The organism is Alcanivorax sp. HI0083 (assembly GCF_001635175.1).
In genome coordinates, this window is sequence record NZ_LWFX01001499.1 from 1 (window position 1) to 2,534 (window position 2,534).

3 protein-coding genes and 1 pseudogene are annotated in these 2,534 nt (G+C 56.8%); 2 read left to right on the forward strand and 2 right to left on the reverse strand.

The annotated features are described in order from the left end of the window. Both A3754_RS28105 and A3754_RS22680 read left to right on the forward strand, forming a co-directional pair. Positions 1–688, forward strand: a pseudogene (locus A3754_RS28105) (hypothetical protein); the annotation flags it as partial. A gap of 193 nt (positions 689–881) precedes the next feature. Continuing rightward, positions 882–1,400 (forward strand): outer membrane beta-barrel protein, encoded by a 519-nt coding sequence (locus A3754_RS22680; protein ID WP_063521409.1) that lies wholly within the window; start codon positions 882–884, stop codon positions 1,398–1,400. A gap of 216 nt (positions 1,401–1,616) precedes the next feature. On the opposite strand, the gene A3754_RS22685 is transcribed toward A3754_RS22680, so the two are convergent. Both A3754_RS22685 and A3754_RS28110 read right to left on the reverse strand, forming a co-directional pair. Then, entirely contained in the window at positions 1,617–1,985 is a 369-nt protein-coding gene (locus A3754_RS22685; protein WP_063521410.1) for a hypothetical protein, read from the reverse strand. A gap of 309 nt (positions 1,986–2,294) precedes the next feature. Then, a partial coding sequence (locus A3754_RS28110; protein ID WP_197468791.1) for a hypothetical protein occupies positions 2,295–2,534 on the reverse strand: 240 nt, incomplete at its 5' end.

Genomic DNA, 2,534 nt, shown 5'->3' on the forward strand with positions numbered 1-2,534 from the left:
GGAAGGCACCGTCAGCCTGGACTGCCCAGGTCTTCATGGCGCCGGGTCCAATGAAGATTACTCCGTGTTCGGTTGCAGCGACGGCGTGCTCATCGTTCACCAGGACGGAGAAAACTTCACCGCCCAGCACGTGAACAACGCCGCCCTGGGACTGACCGGCAGTGAGCGAGTAGGCAGCTTCGACAGCCACCACGAAATGCCACACTTCGTTGGCTATGCTGGTGATCGCATCCTGATCATCCCCCCGGATGATGGCGACGTGCAGGAACTGGACTGGAAAGAAGGCGCTGCCGTCTCTCTGGACAGCCACAGCCTGGCCCCCCATGGCGAGCACCTGGTGCTACTGGATGACGCCGGCGACCTGCGCATTTTCGACACCGCCGACTGGAGCGAACATGCCCACGTGGAAAACGCCATTGATCCGGCAACCGCCGCGCCTCCGGCCAGTGGTCACGGCAGCCGTGTCGCCATGACCGTGGCCGGCGAACCCGCCCATGCCTTCCTGTCCGATGCCGGCAACCAGTCCATCGTTGTCGTGCATTTGGAGGAAGGCAGCATAGAAACCCCGCTGTCCCTCAACTTCACCCCCGGCGCACTGGCCTGGGCCGGCCTCGCCGGTGCACACGAAGAACACGCAGAAGACGGGGACCATGACCACGACGAACATGATCATGATCACGACCACTAACCCCCAACCGCAACCTCACAGCTAACCGCAGGAGGCTGCCTGCAGGCGATGCTTTTGCCATCCCCTGCAGGCGCCCCTGCCACTTTCGCCCCCGCCCTGCCTCCCCGGTAACACTCCCGGTCGCCGTCGCCCCCACTTTTCACTACAATCACTCTATTATTGCGTCGAGACTTAACACCCAGTGGGAGAACCCATGAAAAAAGTACTGTTTGCCGCTGCTTTGGCAATGCCCCTTTTCGCCAACGCCGGCGGCTTTGCCGGTATCGATATCATCAGCAGCGACATCGAACCGGATAACACCACCTCCAGCGCCGACCCCAAAGCGCTGCAATTCAAATTCGGTAGCTGGATCAACCGCGACGAAACCCTCGGCGGCGAAGTACGCCTGGGCCTGGGCGTCGATGACGATAAACTCAGCAACAACGTGGACCTGGAAATCGACCGTTACTACGGCGCCTACTTCCGCGGCCAATTCCCCAACACCATGCCCGTACGCCCCTACGGCCTGATCGGTGCCACCTACGTGGAAACCACCGAGAAAAGCACCTTCGGCGGCTCCGACGGGGAAAACTACAAAGACCTGTCCCTGGGCCTGGGCGTGGACTTCACCATCACCAAAACCCTGTTCATCAACCTGGAATACATGCGGGTGGTGGATCGTAGTGGTGACGAAATTACTAATCTGGGGCTGGGCCTGAACGGCCGGTTCTGATTAGGACACGCAGCACGTTTCAAGCATCACGCTGCACGCAAAACGCCCACCGGAAGGTGGGCGTTTTTTTATGGGATTCGCCAATGAATGTGGGCAGGTACTTTGACCAGGAGAAGGTGTCCACTAAAGCGGGGGAACTACATCCCCTAACGCCCGGTGCAGCGGGCAAATTGAAGCGAGGAACGAGCGGAAATTTGATCCGCCTGCCACCGCTTGTTATGAAAGCCCATATACTAGCCCGCCCACTACACAAAGACTGCTAACCACCCCAATAGCTCGATGAAACCGCATGAGCCTTGGGCTGCGCCATATCAAGAAAGCCAAGAAAGAACCAAGCCAGCCAACAAGCCCCAATATGCCGAAGTTGACCAAAATTGCGGCAACTCCCTGAACTTCATAAGCATTCCCAAACTTATCTCCGTAAACAGCTCTACCAGTAAACAAGTTGTCGAATGTCAGGAATACCAGAAGACCTACTACGAAGAAGACAGGAACCATTCCAGCAAGATATATGAAGTTAGGTCGTTTACTCATATTCATAACAGCGTATTCAGCCGAACCGTTCGACATATCTTTTTTCGACATAACTCTTATCAACCACCGCCCGCTTCCGCCAGAAGATCCAGCCAATACAATAGGATGGAGAAAAGCTGATAACCTTTCTCACCTGACAAAACTCGAAGCAGCGGGTTATTTCCTGAGTTATCCCGAATTCCCCTTCCCCTGAAAATCACTTTATATCAACCGTTTAGCTTTTTCTGTAAGCCATATCCTACAAGCAAGACACCCTCGTCCGGTGAGCACGAGGCAGGGACCGCCCGCGCAGACACAAAAAAGCCCGGGGGACTTGCGTCGCCCGGGCTTGAGGGGTGTACCTCTGGTTATCGCTCTCCCTTAGCGATCTTCGTACCGTTGGTGCTTGAAGAAGATGCCGGTGTCGCCGAACTGGGACAGGGTGAACGGGGACGCCATAACCAGCTCACCGACTTTAACGGCGCTGTTGCGGCGTTCACGGGCGTAGCGTTCGGTGACCCAGGGCAAGATGGACGTTTTGATGGACTTGGAGGTCGCGTAAACGTCATACACCTTGGTGCCGGGGTTCAGGGCGGTCAGGTCGTCACGGAAATCGTGGGG

Coding starts and splice junctions, on each gene's coding strand:
- A3754_RS22685 (WP_063521410.1), bottom strand. CDS start 1,985: ATGTCGAAAAAAGATATGTCGAACGGTTCGGCTGAATACGCTGTTATG.
- A3754_RS22680 (WP_063521409.1), top strand. CDS start 882: ATGAAAAAAGTACTGTTTGCCGCTGCTTTGGCAATGCCCCTTTTCGCC.